The following is an 18538-nucleotide window of genomic DNA, read 5'->3' as shown; positions in this document are numbered from 1 at the left end:
ACCCCACCGGTAAGCTGTACCCGTGCTTAGGCATGGGGTAATCTAGAGGAAAAGTTTGAGAGCTCAATATGAATCCCGTTAGCCACTATACTCAGTCCGTTTTTGGACGATACGCTTCTAATCGCCTATTAAGCCTTGATGTCCTCCGTGGACTGGCAGTGGTTGCCATGATTGTGGTCAACACCCCAGGGGACTGGGGACATGTGTACGCGCCCTTGCTACACGCAAGTTGGAATGGCTGGACCCCCACTGACGTGATCTTCCCGGCTTTCCTGTTTATCATGGGCATGTCCATAGTAGCCAGTGGTTTAGATACCAAAACGCCAGACCTAAAGCTTTATGCCAGTATTGCTTCGCGCGCGCTCAAACTATTTGGTTTAGGGCTGCTCATTGCCGTGTTCTACTATCCCTTTGGCCAAGAGGGCTTCAACTGGTGGGAGTCTCAGGTTGAAGAGATCCGAATCATGGGCGTATTGCAGCGGATTGCCCTTGTTTATATTTTCTGCACCGTGATTGTGCTCAACAGTAAACCGCTAAGCTGGTTAGTTAGCGCGGCTGCACTGTGTGCCGCCTATTGGGCGATGATGATGTTGGCACCCTATAGCGTGTTGGGTGTGGATATGGCGGGCACTTTGGCCCACGGCAATAGCTTCGCGGCCTTTATTGATGACTTCTTCCTGGGCAGGGAGCATGTGTACTTTGATCTCATTGTGCCCTTCGCCTACGACCCCGAAGGACTACTAAGCACCTTAAGTGCCACCAGCACCGCACTGCTGGGTGCCGTATGCGCTAAATTCTTTATCAACAAAGAGGCCAGCAGTATTTTCTGGGTAGCGCTGTCAGGCATTGTACTCTTTGTGCTAGGCGATTTTCTGAGCGAACAAATCCCCATTAACAAAACCCTCTGGACACCGAGTTTCGTGTTGGTGACCGCTGGGGTGAGCTTGGTGATTACTGCCGCCTTTATGCTGATTCTGGATCAACTTGAAGTCCGCGGTTGGTCAGCGCCACTGGTAGTCTGCGGTACCAACGCCATTGCCATCTATGTCTTGGCGGCACTACTCAGCCGATTACTGATCATGATTCCAGTAGCTGACACCTCACTTCAAGGCTGGCTCTACAGCACCCTATTCCAACCCGCATTCGGTGATAAGCCAGGGTCGCTGGCGTTTGCATTGGTATTTCTCGTAGTGTGTTATCTGCCAATACATGCAATGTATAAGCGCGGCATCTTCTTAAAGGTCTAAAACCATGGAATCCAAGAAAGTACTCAGCAAACAACAGATTGCCAGTTGGCTAGTATTTCTTGTAGCAGCCCTCGTGGTAGCCTGGACCCCATGGTTTACGGATGCGGCTCACGCGCTTATTAATATCACCATGCTGGACGCCTTTGGCATCTTTGCTACCGCAAAGCTCATCAACGGTGCCATCTCAGTGGTGCAAAGTATTAGCGTATCCGTGAGTGTATTTGCCGGGCTCGCTATTCAACCAGGTGAATTTCTAGACCCCCTTAATGACTTAATCGAAAGCTTCTCCTGGATGAGTTTGTTAGCACTTGCTTCGCTTGGAATGCAGAAGCTATTGCTACTAATCACCTCAGGAAAATATTTCAACGCATTACTAAGCCTAGCGGCTATAGCATTGGCCTTTAGTTTACTGCCCCGATATAGGCATCACTTTGAGTTCTCCAGAAAGCTGTTGGTGTTCGCCTTTGCCTTACGATTTATAGTACCCACCACCCTACTATTAAGTGAAGCAACCGATTGGCTGTTACTCTCTGAGTTTCGCTCTGCCTCACATGACGAGCTAATTCAAAGTCAGGCCGTACTCACCAGCATCAGCAACACCTACAAAGTACCCGAGCCACAACCCTCAGCCAGTATTGAGCCGGTGGAGTCCACTCAGCCTAACGATATTCCGTCACCGGCAACGAACGCCAACGGAACACCTGCACCCGCTAGCCCAACGCTGCCAAATCCCGCCACTACTCGCCCGGCCTTTACTGAAGATCCCATTGGCTATTGGAACTGGGAGCCACCTAGTACTGAAGTAGATCCTCACGATAGAAATTGGCAGCAAATAGCACAGGAATTGGAGGCATTTTTGAGTGACGAGGATGCTTTGAATCAAAGCCTTCAAGCCACTACCGTTTCCGTGGTTGATCTGACAGTGATCTTCCTTCTACAAACCCTACTAATCCCCCTCTTGTTTCTGTTTGTAGTGTGGCGGCTAATACGAAAGTGGTGGGCTTAATTAAACCTCCCTCTGAGTAGAAGCCACCTACTTAAACGCTTCCACCTAGCACAGCAATTAGCTATACTGCGCGGGTTCAAGAGAACATTTGGGGCCGACTTGGATTCGACGACGGTAACAAAGTTTTCTGGTGCATGCCGTGATGACAGCCAATCACGTTAATCCAAAGCTGTATTTGTTATAGTTGCAAACGACTCTAACTATGAAGGTTACGCACTAGCTGCATAAACCTTTAATAGCGGTTCGCCCGCTATCGGTCATCAGCAAGGTGCCAGTATCGCGCTGCTGACTGTCATATAGAACTGGATCGTAACAAGGTTTGCTTGAGGCTGCGTTACTAAACTTTTATCAAGATCGCCAATAACGTCCTGTCCCTCGGGCTGTTTGCGGTTAACTTAATTGAGGGAGACTAAGCATGTAGAGCCGAAAATGGCGTACTGGCGGACGGGGGTTCAACTCCCCCCGGCTCCACCAATTTCTTCTTTCGAAGCGAGTCAACTCGCTTCAAATCTCCTCAAATCAAACCTCAAAAACACCGATACCACTGGGCTCTAGTGCATTTTGCGAAGTCAGCTTGGCTCAAATCTCCTCATCTTGGCTCATTTAAGCGCAGCTATTTTTTACACACAAAATACACACATGCGTTACACACAACCTACACAAATCACCACTCTCGCTATGCCAGTAAATATGTGCCGCCGAGGGACTCTGATCACTTTTCAACCAAGTTATATCCACCAAGATCAGCCGATAGCATATCGCCACAGGCCTTACCAATACTAAGCAACGGCGTTTTTACACACATTCGAAAAATATTCTATTACGTGGCGTACCGGTCGGTTGCTCAAATCACCTCATTTCTCCTCAAATCATACTTTATCTACTCACCCGCTTTTTGGGGTATTGACAAGTACTCATACGTGTTCGAATTTACTAGCCAGCAGGGAGCATATTATTGATGAAAAAATTCAAACTAACACATCGAGAAGTATCGACAGCAAAGCCCAAGGCGAAGGCCTATACGTTACGCGATGGCGGAGGATTAATCCTCCGCATCATCCCAAGCGGTGCGCGCAACTGGGTATTAGAATACAAACGTCCGGATGGAAGGAGATCAAGTGCCGGACTAGGCGGTTTTCCTAGTCTTGGTCTAGCCGAAGCCCGGCAGGCCGCTAGTAACTTTCTTGCGCGAGTCGCCGAAGGCGTTGACGTTGTTCTTGAATCGAAAAAGTCTCGTGCTGCTGAGCTCGAAGCACTTAACACCTTTAAAGATGTCTCGCTTAAGTGGATGGATTTTAAACAACATAGTATTTCGGCCGACCACCTCGTCGATATCCGTCGACGATTAGAAATGCATGTCTTTCCGGCGCTTGGCAATATTCAAATTACGGAGATTAACGCACCCCTGGCAATTAATTCGTTAAGGAAGCTTCAGCGCGACGGTAAGCTAGAAACCCTTAAACGTGTCATCCAAATCATCAATCAGATCATGCGCTATGCCGTAAATAGCGGCGTTATTGAACACAACCGACTCGCGGAGATTTCAGCGATTTTCCCGCCTCCAACCAAGACGGCTATGCGATCGATTCGGCCAGAAGCGCTGGCGGATTTCCTGGCAGATATTGATAAAACTCAATGCCATCCGCGCGTGAAGCAATTACTCTACTTTCAGCTGGCGACAATGCTACGACCAGCCGAGGCGGCTTGCGTTGAATGGGAATGGTTTGATTTTGACCGAAAGGTACTCACTCTGCCACCCGAAGTGATGAAGATGAAGCGGGAGCACAGAGTACCGTTGAACTGTTACTTATTGGATATATTAGATGGAGTCGAACGTCACAAGGCTTCAGAATATGTCTTTTTTGGCGTAAAACACCCTCGCGAGCATATCAACAGCCAGACCGTTAACGCCGTAGTGCGACGGGCGGGCTGGGGCGATAGACTCGTCAGCCATGGTTTTAGATCGATTGCCTCGACCTACTTGAACGAAGCAGGTTTCAACGCAGATTGGATTGAGGCAGCATTAGCACACGCTGATGAGAACGAAGTACGCCGGGCATATAATCGAAGTGACTACTTAGAACAACGAAGATCAATGATGGCCGCGTGGGGCAAAAAAGTCCTTGACGGGGTCAATCACATGGAGTAAAAATATTAATACTGGCCAGACTGGTCATAAACTCGTAGCTGAGCGAGCTGAAGTCAGCATCTAATCGCTTTTTAAATAAAGCCGCTTCGGGATAGCCGAAGATTATTACGTTTAGTATTAAAAGTACTAGTACGAATCCAGAAAGCTTTAAATTACGTCCGTGAAGATAGTGCCTGTATAGGTCTTATAACACCGATTTGATTTATTCTTTCAAACAGCGACGGCTTATTCGAGCTACGCTGTTAAATAAAAGTAGTTATAAAAATTTATTACTACTTACGACGGGCACCCCTGCCTGTTACTTTAAGATAGGTCCTTTTTTTTATTAGAAGTCGCATCATTTTGGATTTTTCGCTTGGGCGGACGATAGAAGTGATTCGGGATTTCCCATAAGAAAAATCCAATTCGAAAAGTCCCGCTAGATGTTTAGTTCCGTGCGTCTCGCGTCGAGATAGCTTTTTGAATCGACTTAATCTTACCAAGCCCCCCTTCTCAACCTAATACGCGCTAGTTACGACTTTCCGCGTTCGCGAAAATCTTCCTCTCGCTAAACCTACGAAGACGCGTTCGGGCCTTAACGGAACTCTTTCAATTAAAAAATCAATTTTTAGGGTGACTTTTATGAACAAAAATAAAGATCTACTTTTACTCCGTAAACCGCATGTGGCGGCGCTACTCTCGATCTCTACTTCGACGTTAGATAGATGGGTTGCCGGCGGAATTTTCCCGGCCCCGCTTAAGTTCGGATCCTACAAGTCCTGCGCGATGTGGCGCTACGAGGATTTACTTTCCTGGGTGGCGGCGAATGATTGAGGAGTTTTTGGGGAGCCGCAGGCGGCTGCCTGTGGCTGCCGCCACGCTACGAGCCGACGAAACTCGGCTCCAACTCTTCGTCGATTTTCTAAGCGCCGAAGAGTTGAGCCTGGAGGAGATAGAACGCGAAGATATTGAGCGCTTTTCGCGCTCACTATCATGGTACTCGACTGCCTACGCGCATAACGTCCTTTCGTCCACGAACGGCTTTTTAGCCTTTAAAGGCCGAGAGGATCTCGTTATTTCGCCAGCCGACTCGTCCGAACGAAAACGCGTGAGGGTAAGGGTTCGTCCTTTACGTTTCAATCTCGCGAACATAAGGAAAGCCGCTTTTGAGGCCGGCGAGCTATCGCCGCGTCTCGGCAGTGTAGTGATGATTTGTGCGCTTCTAGGGCTTCGTCTACGCGAAGCCATTTTACTCGAAATCCGCGAGTCGCTTCGTTCATATCGAACCATTGGTAGGGTCGATGTTATTCACGGAACTAAAGGCGGAAGGTCTAGAGAAGTCGAACGCCTAGTGACACCTCTTGAGGATATCGAGGAGGTACTAGTAGAAGCCCTACCTCTAGCGACTAACCAACGGGGGAATTTATTAGGAGAGGATGCTAATAGTGACTATTTCTATCGGCTGTGTGAGCGGAAGCTACAACCCATCTTAAAATCAAACGGGATTGCTTGTATCCACGACTTACGTACCTACTTCGCAGTTACGAAGTTTGAACGCGCGGCTGGCCACCTCGCACCCATCAACACGGACACTGTTCCCAAGAACTACAACAAAGAGCACGATCGCGCCATTCGACTAGCCCTTTCAGAGGAAATGGGCCACTCGCGCTGGCAAATAACCAATTCTTACTTAGGCACTCTACGGGGGAAGAAAAGATGAGCGGCGCTATTACTCATTTTATCAAAAAACAAAAATCCATCGCTCGACGAGCGTTAGCGACAGGATCGAGAACAGCGATCCATGCCAAACTCCTTGCTGCCGACCGTATTCACGAGGCTATCCTCGATCACTGGGGTATCGACTCGGTCAGGTTCGGTGTTAAGAAAAAGCACTATATCTGGTTTTTATCCGAGTACTGTTCCGAGTATAAGCCGTCCTATCGCTACCGATATTACCGCCATATAGAAAAGATTCTTAAAGAAAGAGGGGTATGGTGGCAGTGGAAAGATGATTTGGAAGATGGTGAGTGGCGTAGGCCCTAGTGTAATCTACTTTAATAGGCGAGGAGAGTCCTTTAGCTCCGCCTGTCCGTTCCCAACTACTCGCGTCAAATATGAAGCGATAGAGGAGCAATTATTGCTAGGAATATCGTGTGAGTGCAGTGCCAATGAGCCAATACACTCTAAGACGTCACCTTTCAACAACTTGCTCAGATACCAAGTCATACCTGTAATGAACAATTTCGCCGTTAGTCAATAGTAGAATAGCCATCTCAATAGCCTTCAGCGGAGCAATGAACCACTCTCTAGGCTTGCACATCTTTCCAGTCGAATCTGCAACTTCAATATCTAAGCAAGCTTTACCAAAAAACGTGTGCAGAAGGTTTTCGAACTTCTGGGCATTCATATTGAAACATTGATATGACGAAACATGATGTACAGGGGCCATCAAGTAGGTTGGTTCTTTGGCCGCATTAGCAATGCGCTTTTCAACAGAGGTATTGGCATAACCAATTTTATATAGATTTTGGATTGAGCTAATCTCAGGATTAACACTCAAAGATTGGAGAATATAGATGTAGCCAGATGCCTGATCATCCTCTTTGATGCCTAACATTCCATCCAAAGCATTCTCTGATTTAGGCATTACCCGCCTGCCCGTTTCATCTTTATACAGTTCAGTAGCTAACGACCGCAGTAACATATTAGATTCTGTGCCGTTTTCAAAGATGAGGTGTAATTTGGCATTGACCTTACCATTCTTCTTAACACGCTCTTCCGTATCAGCGACATAACACATGACACCGTGTAGAACGAAGAACTGGCCCTGCTGAATTTGTTGCTCGCCGGTGAACTTATGTTGCTCACGTTCACCCGATTTTAGATCGGCATGACAAGCTTTAAATAGATCTTCGTATTGCTCAAAATCTTTACATCGCTTGCGCTTAGCAATCTTGCTAGGCATATCAATAGACTGGGGGACATGCTTCATCGTAAAGATACTTTCAGCACCATCATCTAACAACCCTAAAGCATCATCAGAAAAAATATCATCTAAAGATTCTATTTCTTTAGGCTCGGTCACTACCGCATATTCAGCTTCAGGTTCAGCCACCTCTTCTAGCGCTATAGCAGGCAGAAGACCATGTGCATCAAATTCGCTTAACGCAGCACATTGCTCTGCATTATCACGAATGGCATTTAGCCGTTGATTCAGCATGTACTCAGGTACATTGGCCATATCCGGCTCTGGCTCGCGGCCCTTAGCGGTTACAAAATCATTAATCTCATTGAATTTAGCTAACAGGTGCTCATCGGCTGTAGGCGCGGAGGTTTTCGCCTTTACGGTTAGTAGTCCCAGCTCATCATTGGCAGTGGCAAATTCAAGAAACTCATCCAAATCCATTATGCATTTGCCTCTTGAGCCTTCTGGCGCTTCTGCTCTTTAATCCAGATGATGCACTCAGCGAGGCGGCGCTCAATCAAATCTGCCGCGTTCAAATCAGGCTGGCGGCCTTTCTCTTTTACAAAGGCATTGACCTTGGGCCAGAGAATTTTCACCTCTTCAAAATCCATTTTAATACGAGTGGATTCAATGGACTCCTGAATCAGTTTCAGTACATTGGTCGTAACCGATTTAGATAAGATTTCAAACGCTTTTTGGAACGAGTTGATGCTGTCAATCAAGTCGATATTCAAATCGTCAATATTGACGAATTTATCCGCCATCTTGATGAATTTCTTATCGCCTTCTTCCTTAATCTCACCAGCACTAACGGCTGAATCCACCACCACATGCTGGCGCACTTCTTCCAACTCTTCGGCGGTTAAGTCAGGGTATTTAGTTTGAATGATCTTGGGGATCAGAACCTTATTCACCACCTCAGGATCAACCGCACCGGCTGATGCAGCGATGATTTTTTCATCTTGCAAAATAGCCGCTTTCAAATCGGCCAGGTCTTGCTCAACAATATCTTTAGTGCGCTGGGTGCTTGGTTCTTTAAAGCCGCCCACTTTCATGGTGCCAGGTGGTGTAGCCTCACCATCGTCAGGTAGCTTGGTTTTAAACTTGAAGTTAGGAGCCAGAACCTGTTCCATCAATAACGAGCAAGTAATGGCTTTGAGCATATTGTTAACGGCAATCTTGACCTGATCATCCGCTGCATCAGGCTGAGCAATCAGGTTGGTAAACTGCGCGTGGGTCTTGTTGTCGCTGTCACGGGTACAGCGGCCGATAATCTGGATCACCTCAGTGAGGGAGCCTCGATAACCCACCGTTAACGAGTGCTCGCAGTAAGACCAGTCAAACCCTTCTTTAGCCATACCTAGGGCAACAATCACGTCCATATCATCCACGCTATCAATATTGCGCAGATACTCCACAATCTTGTCGCGATCTTTGGCGTCGTCATGCACCAGGTCGGCCATCTTAATCAGCTTGCCATCCCCCTTACGCTTAATGGTGATCACGCCGGTCTCACTATCTTTGGCAACAAAGTCACCAATGGAGTCGATAATGGCATCCACCTCATCGTACTTATCTTTGGTGGATTCACCCGAGTTGACACTAGGGATATGAATGATGGTTTTCTTATCGGTATCTAATACCTCATCAATGGCATCTGTATAGCGGCCCTGATAAAAGTGATAGCCAATACCTAGGGATTTCAAATACTGGTAGCCATTTAGCTGCTCGTAATAGTTAAACGTGACCTTGGCAAACTTAGCTTCATCTTCCGGTAAAAGCACCGGTACGCTATCACCACGGAAGTAAGAGCCAGTCATGGCAACAATGTGGGCGCTGCTATTGGCCATTAATGAGCGCAGAGTTTCACCCAATACGTTTTCACCATCGGCTGAGACATGGTGAAACTCATCAATCGCTAACAGGACATTATCAAAGTCGGAATCTTCTAGCTCGGCACAGGCGAAACGCAAGGTGGCATGGGTGCAAACCAAAATTTTGTCGTCACCCTTAACAAACTCTTTTAGCGCCTTAACCTTGCTGTTATTGCCATCGCCACCTGGGATACATAGGTTGTTTTTCTCTTCAAGCTCCCAGTCTCTAAAGAAGCCATATTTGCTTAATGGCTCGTTACCGAAGGAGCCGCCAATAGAGCGCTCAGGCACCGCCACAATGGCTTTTTTTACACCCTGGTTATAGAGTTTATCCAAGGCAATAAACATCAGGGCACGAGACTTACCAGAAGCCGGTGGTGCTTTGATCAATAAGTATTGGTTATCTCTGGCTTCATAGGCGCGAGCCTGCATGGCCCTCATCCCCATGTCATTGGTGGAGGTGCTTTCGCCGGTTTGGGCGTAGGTGACATCGATTAGGTTAGGCATTTTGACCTCCTGTCATTTTTTTATACAGCTCAAATAATACAGCTAACCGCTCGTCGTCATTTATAAACTCTTTCTTTCGGTAAATCGAATCTACAATTCTGTCATTTTCTTCGTGAGCCGCACGTAAGCCTTTTGGCATTTCATTTGGGTCATACAGTTTGGCAAGAGTTTTCTCTGGATAATTAGCTCTAGCCGACAAAATATTCATCGCGCTAATCTTTAGCTCGTTCTTATCAGACTCACTTAAAGTAGGAACAGGAAACGTGTGATAGCTATATTGCGAAGAGTAGCGATAATCTGACTTCAAACGCCCAGCAGTCACATCCACCCAAACCATGTGCATTTTTGAGTTAATCAAACTAAACACATATGGGTCTGGATCAAACAAAACTTGAGCGGAATCCGCAATCACAACATTATTATCTAGATAACCGACCGGAATATATTCACGCCTCTCCGAAGAAACTCTAGGTACGATAATCTGAGATTTATCAGGTTCATTTGCAAACTCAAATTTATGCGGAGAATCAGCTTTATTTCTTGCATTATTCCCTCCATTAAGCCTAACCTCACGAACTTTATCAAAACGTCTCTTTAACTGGTCTATAGATTCGGCATCCAATCGTTCATCATCACTAATCCAGAGACACCATCGCTCGTTCCCTCGTATATATTCACTTGATCCAATAAATCTTCTAACAAATTTTGAGGCATTAGGAGCTTCTTCCAACAAACACTCCTTTTCCTCTGGACTCAGAACGAGATAACCACCATCCAAAGGCTTATTGCCTGAAGTCATTTTCGGCAAATCTGATATTGGCCTCGTTGCTTTAACAACTATCGTATCCAAGCTATCAACAAGGTATGAGTTTATGTTTCCAACAATTACCGAAACCCCTTGATAATAGATTCTTTTAACCTTATCAGCGCTATGCCTCATTCCAATAATGGAACAAATGACTCCTGCATTTCTCCTTGCATTGTTACTCCACTTAAAGCTCTTATGTGCAAAACCAATCTCTACACCAGCTTCATATAGCTTTGGCCATAGAATTTCAACCTGAGCCCCTTGACATAGAGAGTTAGTTGTAACAAAAGAAAAACTACTTTCCTTGTTGATAAAGTAAGCAGCCTTATAAAACCAGCATGAGATGTAGTCTTGTTTCTTATAATTTGATGTTCCCTGGAATACAAATTCAATATCATTCTTTTGATCTTTACTTTGCAGGCTATGACCTAAGTAAGGAGGATTACCAAGAATGTAAATTTCACCTTTATTACTGCATACATCAGTCCACTCGATACGAGTGGCATTAGCACAAATAATGCTGCCACCTTTCTGCAATGGCAAAGATGGTAGCACTTCACCAAACTCAGTCTTAAACTCCACATTCATCTGATGCTCAGCCAACCACAAAGACAATATGGCGACCTCATGGGCAAAGTCATCCAGCTCAATGCCGTAAAATTGAGACAGTTTAATAACCGAAAAAGGCTGAATAACCTGAGCCATTACACCTGACTTAAGATCTTGCTTTTCATCATACAATTCTTGCAGGCGTTTCAGTACCTCCATCTCAAGCTTGCGCAGTTCTTTATAGGCAATAATCAGGAAGTTTCCGGAACCACAGGCAGGGTCGAATATTTTAATTTCACCTAAGCGCTGTTGCAGCTTGTGCAGTTTGGTCGCACTATTCTCAACTTTTTCCAGCTCTTCGTAAAAGTCATTCAAAAACAGCGGTTCAATCACCTTCATGATATTGGAAACCGAGGTATAGTGCATACCCATACCGCCGCGCTGGTCTGGATGAACCACGGCCTGAATCATCGAGCCGAAAATATCGGGATTGATATCAGACCAGTCCAGCTCACTTCCGCATTCGATTAGCATGCGGCGAGCCTTGGCAGAAAATACTGGTGATAGAATATCATCGGCAAATAAGCCGCCATTCACATACGGAAAGCTGGCTAGATAATCGGGTAGCTCGCCACGGTACCCATCGGCGGTATTTAAAACAGAGAACAAACGGTTCAAGTAATCCGGTAGATCACTACCATCGTCTTTAGTATGAGACTCGATAGCACGGCTAAATTGGTTGTCAGCAAAGATCTCGGTATCTTCAGCAAAGAAACAGAAGAGTAGGCGAGTTAAGAAGACATTGAGGTTGTGTAGCGCCTCGGTATCGTCTTTATTCGACTCATCAAAGTTATCACCCTTGATAAGGTCAAACAGCTTTGCCATTTTTTCCGCAGCTTTTATATCTGCAGGGTTTTCACCTTGGTAAACCGCCTTTTCCATACCCGCCCAAGGCAGGAAGAAGTCAAACTGCTTGGGTAGCTCGTTTAGGTTGATATCCAGTGAATCAGATGTTTTGGTATCGACCGCCAAGAGCTGATCAAAATTGGTGACAATAACAAAACGAATCTTATTGGTAGTGACCAGCTTTTCTTTGCGCATCTGGTCAATTTCAGTGTGCAGGGCGTCGCCTTCTACCTGCTTGAAGTACAGATGGCGCTTCCAGATAATTTCATCGTGGCGAGGGCTATTATCTTTGGCGGAAAGGTTACGCTCCCCTGAGCGCAAACGAGTGACCGACTGCTTGCGGTGACCATAGGCCAATAGCAACTCATAGATAAAATCTGATTGTTCCATGTCACCTGAACTCATGCTATTGAGTAATGATCTTACGTTTTCTTCAATTTGAGTGATATTCATTAACTACGATCTCATTCATTCTTGGTTGTTGACGACAGTCTGGTGAGCGCCCCGTGCTATGCCATTTGCAATGTGCTTTTTCCATGTACCGGGCTAAAGCCATGAAGTGCTGTTGGCCACATCATGCGCGCAACGTTTGGTGTTGGAGTGGCCACATCAAAAGGGACCACCCATAAACGCAGGTTTGAACCACCCGCCCCTTCATTAAATTGAAAACAGGACTCTATAGGCTGGCTAAAGGTTGCTGTAGCGGGGTAGATAAGCACGATATCCCCCGCCCCTTGTAAGTATTTATGTCCATAGGCAAACATCTGATAAAAATCGGCCTGTGATAAACCTAACTTATCCGTGCCGTTATTCTTCTGGCTATCTAGCAGCTTCCATTTGGTATCCATAACTAGCACGGTGGACTTGCCTTGCTTGATTAACAAGTCGGGTTTTAAGCGGAACCAATTTTTATCACCAAAACTTACAAGGTGTTGCGTTTCCCCCTTTGCCTGCTCATTCAAACGATAAGGGGCCGGCAGTTGCTCCGCTAAAACTCTTGCTACGTAGGCCTCAAAAACCGCCTCCATGGGAAACAACAATGAAATGCCTTTGGCCTGACCCGCCATCGCTATCGGGCTTAATCCTTCGAGAATTAACTTAGCCCAGGCTAGTGGTTGACGGTAATACTCCATGCCACGTGTCATTTTTACGACTGCAAAATCCTGCTTCACATTTTTGCTGGTAGGCACATCGGAAAAGGCGAAGCTTAATTCACGGCATAGTTTCTGTTGACTGTTGACGTGGGTATAGGCGGCCACTTTTTTTAAAGCAGTATGAATCAAACGGTTTATTGGGCGATCATTCAGGTATTCGTCCTGCTCTACATAGAAACGTTGCTTATTAACAAGGTTGTGTTTTAACTGTTTACTCGGCAGTAATTTACCCTTTAGAAATAGTACATTATCTTCACGTGACAGGTATTCTGAACGTAAACCACGCTTTATTAGCTGGTTGACTGAGGCTAAGAATTGGGAAATGAATATATCTAACAGCGGCAGCTTTGATGTCGCCAGCGATGACTCTGCTGAAGCAATATGACGGAAGTATTTCAAAGACCTAAGCATATTAAGTAGTGCTGAACGCGACTCACTAAAGGCCGCTATTGAAGATGCACTTTGCCCGACAAAGCCATCACCATAAGCCGGTGCAAGTTTTGCAATTTTGGGCAAGATTTCTAGTTGCTCTGTGGTGGGTAATTGTAAAACGCCTACATAGTTACGCACTTGAATTGCCCGCTGCCCACTAATTTTTGTTAATTTCAGAAAACCAGATTCGGCGTTAGTGCTATCTAGAGCTAGATTCTCTAAATAACGGAAACCTTTCTGACTAACCTGAACGGCTGACGTGGCAGGTTTTGCAGTAATATGTCCGTATTCAAAGATCGTATATGCCTTCATGATTCAACAGTGGCCTCGCTGACGCTCTGAGTGGGTACTTCCTCTATCTCCCCACCGCTGATGATTTGGCTGTAGGCACTAGGCCGTTTAAAAGCGTTTGTGTTTATGCTGTAAGCCATTTGAGCGTCACTGTACTCATCTGACTGATAGCTCTGACCGAACAGGGCATCTAAATTGCCGGTGAGTTTGTCTTCTAGCACAAACTGTAGGCGTGGATCTTTTTTCTGGTTATCGCCTAATACCAGACGTATTTTGCTCCAGTCCTCAAAGAAGTACTCTTCAAGTAACGGAAGTACTTTATTCCTGAATACATTTTGCAGGGCTAGCCAAGCCGCCTCTTCACTTTCCTCTAAGGCGCGCTTTACCGGAATAAAAAAGGCATGACCCAAAGTATGTTCGCGATCATAGAGGTATTCTATCCGCTGGTTCATTATCGAGAGTAACTCTTCTAAATTACAGCCTTTGACTTCCGCATTATCTAACACATCGGGTTTTGGCATCATTTCAATAAAATCAAAGCGGCGACGGAGGGCCGTATCCATCATCGCCAACGAGCGGTCAGCGGTATTCATGGTGCCCACCAAGTATAGATTATTAGGTACTCCGAACTCATCTTTTGAATAAGGCAGGCTTACGGTCAGCGCCTCTTCTTCGCCAAGACGTTTTGAAGGCTCTATGAGCGTTATAAGCTCACCAAATATTTTTGAAATGTTGCCCCGATTGATTTCGTCGACTACCAATACATAATTACCGGTTGCGTTGTCCGTTGCCTGATAGGTTGCTGGTAGCTGATAATGGGTAATTAAATACTGGAGAACACCTTTAACGTAAGATTTGTTATAAAACTTATCAACGTTGATACCGCGATAGAGGTTTTTTATGCTTTGAATGGATACGGGGTAGCCACGCGTATTGTCTTCGTTTTTACTGTCAACAGGAAATACGCGTAATGTGGTATGACCGTGATATTCGACATAGAAATCGCGACTAGTGGAGGTTTTCAGTTTTATGCGCTCTTTATCGTCAATATCTGCGATAAAGGCTTTTACACAAGCATCTAATGTATCGTTATTAACCACACCTGCCTGAGCTTTAATACAGATGGCCTTGAATGTACCGTCTTCAATTCTATAGCTGATTTGGCCCTTGTCATCGGTATCTGCTCGTAAGCCTTCAATAAACTCCTCATACCCATAGCTTTGGTGGAATGTGACAAAGTCTACACGACCCTCTGCTTTGAGCTGTTCATAGCGCTCTTTTAAACGCTCTCTACTCTCGATGTTTTCCTCCAGGAATTTCGGATCAAGTATGCGTAGAACCCTATTCAAAGTTTGGTATGTTTTACCCGTCCCAGGAGGGCCGTATAAAATGCTATTGAGCGGGCCGTTAGACAGTGTTGCTTGTCTTTTCTCTAAGTCGACCTCTAGCTCTGGCGCCTCATCATATAATGTGACTTTAACCTTGGGATCAATCCAGCCGTCTTTAAGCGGTGAAATATAGAAGTCAAGTTTATCGCTTTCTAGCTCTCTTTCCTGTTCGGTACGGATTTTATGGATGGCCTTATCAATATCAAGCTCTGTCATTTTCCGTATTTCTTTGGGAGTTTTCCCTAGAAACCCTCGGACAATTTTTTGCCTCTCTGAGCGACTAAATATACGTTCGTATACATCTGGAAACAGCAGATAAAGCAGCATATAGCGAAATTGCCGATGCCCATAGCCATCCAACTGATCGACCCATTCAGCACATCCCCAGGCATCAGAAAAAATCGTTTTCACCTCACCTTCGTACTCAAACAGACGGATAACCAACTGAATAAAGTAAATCAATTCACGCCAGCGGTTAACATTATAACTAGGGCCGCCGCTACCAATACCCTTTAGGGTTTGATCTGATAGGTACGGCGAATCCATATCGAGCTCTTCACCGGACCAAGCCCATATGTTCATTATGCTTTTACGCTTAGAAATGACACCTGCATTACTAAGACACAGCACCATAAACCAGGTCATTTCGGCTACCAACTTCTTAACTGGACCTTCCGTTTCTGACAAGCAGGCTTCAAGCTTTTCTATATATTTACCATCGCCCTCATCTAGACTATTTGTAAAATTCTCATCTAAGGCTCGAAAATTTTCTAGCGTCCAAATAGCATCATCGGTGAATATCGACTTTCTTTGGTATATACAACGGGCCAACCAATCTTGCGCGGCATTAAGTTGAGACGTTGTATCTTTACTTCCGCAGTAACGGGACATGTAATTTCCTTCTTCTAGAAGAGCTAAAAAGTAAAATTCAGCACATCAGACTAGCGCTAGTTGCCCTGTCCATCAACTCATTCTGACGAGACTAACTCTCTTTACATAGCAGGCCAACATCCACGAAAGCTCGAGCTAGCTTATCCGAGGGGATATCTCACAATGAATACGTGATGTGGACTTAAAACCCTAAGGCTCATTCTCGCAGTTCAAAATTCTGCGATTCGACTAGTGAGCGTTCCGGCAACTCAATCGGTCGCTCGGTGGTGCTCCATGATATTTGCAACTCGCGAATGACAGCTATATAGGCCTGATGCCTGTTTTGGTTACCTATTAAGTGACGAGCAGCGCGATAGCGGGAGTAATTCCGATTGAGTTTGAAGTCGTCTCGATTCATGTAAGTCCTTTTACTTGAGAGTTCGATTGTTATTCTATTCTTAAAGACTAACGAAAAGTCGCTCAGATGTCGCTCCCTAACTTCAAAGGCGTTAAGAAGCAAAGTGCCAACGGAGTGTTTAGTTGCTCTTGCTTTCTAATATGGCAGTGACCTGCCGTTTAGCTTACGCCTAGTCACGGAAAGCCGCCTCACAATTCAACCTATTCAAATAGCTCCGGATATCTACTCAGCAGGTCAGCCCTGCTGAGGGCTCGTAAACTTTTCTTTGGAACCTGCGTACAACGATATTTATGAAATAGCGACGGATTGTATGAGTCGAAACCTTCTAGCTCCCCTGTAAGAGTGAACTGACCGCAAAATTCGCATTTTGAGTCCGCAGGAATCGATCTCGCCAAGAAATAACAATTAGCACAACGGCACGCATCCTGCCGCTCTTCTTGGAAAATTTCGTTATCAATCGTCGCAAGCTGCCGAGCTCGTTCCTCGATTTCACCTTTATATAATCCCTTGCCTACTCTCTCTAATTCTTGCTGTTCCTCTAGTAACTCTCTGTCCTTTTCCTCTTCGAGTGCTAGCCTCTTTGCATTCTCTTCTCTTTCTCGCAACATTTGGTCTACATTGTTCTTCATCGAGTTCGAAGTAAGTAAATAATTCTCACCGTGGCGCGCGATCATGGACATTGATACAAGGTGCTTTAGGTACTCTGAAACTGGAACGAATGGTGAGATGATCTTTCGGTTCTCTTCCTTAGACAGGTACCAAGCTCCGTAAGAGTCATCTTTGCCGCGTTTTCGAGTCTGCTTTTTTGCTTCGTATCTAGCGATATTAAGTCGTTTCATTACTGGGTGTATTCCAACAGTCCGGACTAAGTGACGCTTGACGTCGTTTGCCGAAAACTCCGGCTTCCTTCGCAGATTTAAAAAGTCCAATACCACGTGCTGCCAATCTTCATTCCGAACACCAAATATCCAGCTACCTTTAACCGGCATCCCTGTAATGGGCCAAGGTGCCGAAACTGACAAGTTAGAAGCGAGCTCTTCATCTATCGGCATGGCCTTTAGCCGCTGTATCTCTTCACCAGAATTAAACATATCGAGCCATTCGAGCTCCTCCGAGAGTTCGTCACGGCGCTTCTGCCTTGCGGCATCAATACGGCGCTGTTCCGCTTCTGCCACTTTTCGTTTGAATTCTCTTTGCCTTTCAGCTTCGACCTGTTGCTTACGAATGGCTTCATTGCGCCGAGCTTGCTCAGCCTTCAGCTCATCAAGCCTCGAAACGTACTCGTTTTCGGCTCTGGGGTGATTAAGCCATTGTCCGTTCTCGGGATTAAATACCGCGGCGTTTATTGCTTCGTCGTCGTACAAACGATCCGAGTTATGAAGCTGCGAAAGGTCGACCTCAATGGCAGGTACATCTTCGCGCTTGAAAGCGCCGAGCTTCTCTGACTCGTTTTCGTGGGTCACGGTGATTTCGATGAACAGGTCACGCGTTTCAGTAGTACCGACACAATCAATTCGATACTGACTCCAGGATACTTCCAGCTTCACGCTATCGAACTGATGTCTCTGAGCTTTGCGAGCCACTGTATCGCCATAGATCCGTCCCCCATCAAGTAAACTAAGCTCGGGGCGTTGCTCGTAGCTCGGAAGCATCACGCTTCCTTTGGCGAGGATTAGATCTTGCGCGTACTGATGTAGATACGTCATGGTGTCGTAGTCACTGCACTCGAATCCAACAGCGTGAGCAAAGTGCTGACGTTTCTTTTTACCTCGATTTTTCGCTACAAGCGGTCGACCACAGTTAGGGCAAATGCACCCACAACTGGCTCCGTTCTCGACGTTATTCACGTGAACTAACACGCCATCTTTTTTTCCAAAGGGAATCAGCATGGTCGACTACCTCCGTGTTTCGCTTGACCATTCCAAAGAGAAATGAAAATATGACATCAATAACGACATGTAAATACTGTTTACATAAACATGTAAGATTAATTGA

12 protein-coding genes and 1 other RNA gene are annotated in these 18538 nt (G+C 45.7%); 7 read left to right on the top strand and 6 right to left on the bottom strand.

Annotated elements, in window-relative coordinates:
* Nucleotides 1-68: 68 nt before the first annotated feature.
* From DFR27_RS03355 to DFR27_RS03325, 7 genes are all read left to right on the top strand, one after another.
* Nucleotides 69-1247, top strand: a complete 1179-nt coding sequence (locus DFR27_RS03355; protein WP_121876030.1) for an acyltransferase family protein — start codon at nt 69-71, stop codon at nt 1245-1247.
* Nucleotides 1248-1251: 4 nt separating this feature from the next.
* Nucleotides 1252-2253 (top strand): hypothetical protein, encoded by a 1002-nt coding sequence (locus DFR27_RS03350; RefSeq protein ID WP_121876029.1) that lies wholly within the window; start codon nt 1252-1254, stop codon nt 2251-2253.
* Between the two features lie 90 nt (nt 2254-2343).
* Nucleotides 2344-2727, top strand: a transfer-messenger RNA (tmRNA) gene (gene ssrA, locus DFR27_RS03345).
* A gap of 484 nt (nt 2728-3211) precedes the next feature.
* A complete protein-coding gene (locus DFR27_RS03340; protein ID WP_121876028.1) occupies nt 3212-4402 on the top strand; it encodes a tyrosine-type recombinase/integrase in 1191 nt (396 codons plus the stop codon).
* Nucleotides 4403-5023: 621 nt separating this feature from the next.
* Nucleotides 5024-5215 (top strand): helix-turn-helix transcriptional regulator, encoded by a 192-nt coding sequence (locus DFR27_RS03335; protein ID WP_121876027.1) that lies wholly within the window; start codon nt 5024-5026, stop codon nt 5213-5215.
* The gene (locus tag DFR27_RS03330; protein ID WP_121876026.1) at nt 5208-6101 is read left to right on the top strand and encodes an integrase domain-containing protein; all 894 of its coding nucleotides are present in this window, start codon (nt 5208-5210) and stop codon (nt 6099-6101) included. The genes DFR27_RS03335 and DFR27_RS03330 overlap by 8 nt, the downstream gene beginning before the upstream one ends.
* Nucleotides 6098-6424: a hypothetical protein gene (locus tag DFR27_RS03325; protein ID WP_121876025.1), complete on the top strand. Its 327-nt coding sequence runs from the start codon at nt 6098-6100 to the stop codon at nt 6422-6424. The genes DFR27_RS03330 and DFR27_RS03325 overlap by 4 nt, the downstream gene beginning before the upstream one ends.
* 148 nt (nt 6425-6572) lie before the next feature.
* On the opposite strand, the gene DFR27_RS03320 is transcribed toward DFR27_RS03325, so the two are convergent.
* From DFR27_RS03320 to DFR27_RS03290, 6 genes are all read right to left on the bottom strand, one after another.
* Complete coding sequence (locus DFR27_RS03320) at nt 6573-7787, bottom strand: GIY-YIG nuclease family protein (RefSeq protein ID WP_121876024.1); 1215 nt, start codon at nt 7785-7787, stop codon at nt 6573-6575.
* On the bottom strand, nt 7787-9727 hold the full coding sequence (locus DFR27_RS03315) for a DEAD/DEAH box helicase (protein ID WP_121876023.1): 1941 nt from the start codon (nt 9725-9727) through the stop codon (nt 7787-7789). The genes DFR27_RS03320 and DFR27_RS03315 overlap by 1 nt, the downstream gene beginning before the upstream one ends.
* Nucleotides 9720-12443 carry a DNA methyltransferase gene (locus tag DFR27_RS03310; RefSeq protein ID WP_121876022.1) on the bottom strand — a complete coding sequence of 908 codons (2724 nt, stop codon included), beginning with the start codon at nt 12441-12443 and terminating at the stop codon, nt 9720-9722. The genes DFR27_RS03315 and DFR27_RS03310 overlap by 8 nt, the downstream gene beginning before the upstream one ends.
* A 56-nt stretch (nt 12444-12499) precedes the next feature.
* On the bottom strand, nt 12500-13888 hold the full coding sequence (locus DFR27_RS03305; RefSeq protein WP_121876021.1) for an McrC family protein: 1389 nt from the start codon (nt 13886-13888) through the stop codon (nt 12500-12502).
* Nucleotides 13885-16146 (bottom strand): McrB family protein, encoded by a 2262-nt coding sequence (locus DFR27_RS12680; RefSeq protein ID WP_121876020.1) that lies wholly within the window; start codon nt 16144-16146, stop codon nt 13885-13887. The genes DFR27_RS03305 and DFR27_RS12680 overlap by 4 nt, the downstream gene beginning before the upstream one ends.
* Nucleotides 16147-16743: 597 nt before the next feature.
* Nucleotides 16744-18432 (bottom strand): hypothetical protein, encoded by a 1689-nt coding sequence (locus DFR27_RS03290; RefSeq protein WP_121876018.1) that lies wholly within the window; start codon nt 18430-18432, stop codon nt 16744-16746.
* Nucleotides 18433-18538 lie beyond the last annotated feature (106 nt).

Origin of the sequence: Umboniibacter marinipuniceus, from assembly GCF_003688415.1 — a bacterium.
Taxonomy (GTDB): domain Bacteria; phylum Pseudomonadota; class Gammaproteobacteria; order Pseudomonadales; family DSM-25080; genus Umboniibacter; species Umboniibacter marinipuniceus.
The sequence above is the reverse complement of the archived record's forward strand: the minus strand, read 5'-3'. Positions and strand labels throughout refer to the sequence as shown.

Bases quoted from the DNA above. Each gene is read 5' to 3' on its own strand.
- DFR27_RS03355 (WP_121876030.1), top strand. From the start codon at position 69: ATGAATCCCGTTAGCCACTATACTCAGTCCGTTTTTGGACGATACGCT.
- DFR27_RS03350 (WP_121876029.1), top strand. From the start codon at position 1,252: ATGGAATCCAAGAAAGTACTCAGCAAACAACAGATTGCCAGTTGGCTA.
- DFR27_RS03340 (WP_121876028.1), top strand. From the start codon at position 3,212: ATGAAAAAATTCAAACTAACACATCGAGAAGTATCGACAGCAAAGCCC.
- DFR27_RS03335 (WP_121876027.1), top strand. From the start codon at position 5,024: ATGAACAAAAATAAAGATCTACTTTTACTCCGTAAACCGCATGTGGCG.
- DFR27_RS03330 (WP_121876026.1), top strand. From the start codon at position 5,208: ATGATTGAGGAGTTTTTGGGGAGCCGCAGGCGGCTGCCTGTGGCTGCC.
- DFR27_RS03325 (WP_121876025.1), top strand. From the start codon at position 6,098: ATGAGCGGCGCTATTACTCATTTTATCAAAAAACAAAAATCCATCGCT.
- DFR27_RS03320 (WP_121876024.1), bottom strand. From the start codon at position 7,787: ATGGATTTGGATGAGTTTCTTGAATTTGCCACTGCCAATGATGAGCTG.
- DFR27_RS03315 (WP_121876023.1), bottom strand. From the start codon at position 9,727: ATGCCTAACCTAATCGATGTCACCTACGCCCAAACCGGCGAAAGCACC.
- DFR27_RS03310 (WP_121876022.1), bottom strand. From the start codon at position 12,443: ATGAATATCACTCAAATTGAAGAAAACGTAAGATCATTACTCAATAGC.
- DFR27_RS03305 (WP_121876021.1), bottom strand. From the start codon at position 13,888: ATGAAGGCATATACGATCTTTGAATACGGACATATTACTGCAAAACCT.
- DFR27_RS12680 (WP_121876020.1), bottom strand. From the start codon at position 16,146: ATGTCCCGTTACTGCGGAAGTAAAGATACAACGTCTCAACTTAATGCC.
- DFR27_RS03290 (WP_121876018.1), bottom strand. From the start codon at position 18,432: ATGCTGATTCCCTTTGGAAAAAAAGATGGCGTGTTAGTTCACGTGAAT.